This window comes from Corynebacterium sp. MSK122 (genome assembly GCF_030229435.2).
Classification (GTDB): Bacteria; Actinomycetota; Actinomycetes; order Mycobacteriales; family Mycobacteriaceae; genus Corynebacterium; species Corynebacterium marquesiae.
Map to the genome: position 1 here is coordinate 1 of NZ_JASPHV020000073.1, position 480 is coordinate 480.

Here is a 480-nt window from a genome sequence, read left to right on the forward strand (position 1 = left end):
GGGTTAAGGGTCAAAATGTGTGTCTGGCTCGGCGTGTCGCGGGGGTTAGATTTGGCCTTTTTGAATGCCGATTGAGTGGGTGTAGTCGGTGTCGATAGCGTTGTCGTAGAGGGCTGGGCGTCCTGTTTCGTGGTCGGCTTGGTTCTCGGTTTGGGTCAGGGTGGATACTTTGGCGAGTTGGCCCTGGCCCCAGTCGGACTGCCTGGCGATTCGTACTGGATCGTCAGGCAGTTCCGTTTTTAAGTAGAGCCACCAATCCAGCATGCGGCGTTGTCGTTCGCCTGATCTGCCGCGGTGGGTTCTGGCGAGCAGTTTGAGCTGGGCGTTGATGCCGCCTTCTAAGCTGTTGGTGGTGGATTTGATCCGCTCGGGCGCAAGGACTCCTGCTGGCGGGTTGAGGTAGACAAACAGCATCTCGGACCGCCAAAGATGGTTGAGGCTGTTGTAGGCCTTGCGCACGTTGTGGTGGGTCCACACGCG

General features: G+C 58.3%; 1 pseudogene. It reads right to left on the bottom strand.

The features are described 5' to 3' along the window. Positions 1–45: 45 nt before the first annotated feature. A pseudogene (locus tag QP934_RS11520) lies at positions 46–480 on the bottom strand (IS1249 family transposase); the annotation flags it as partial.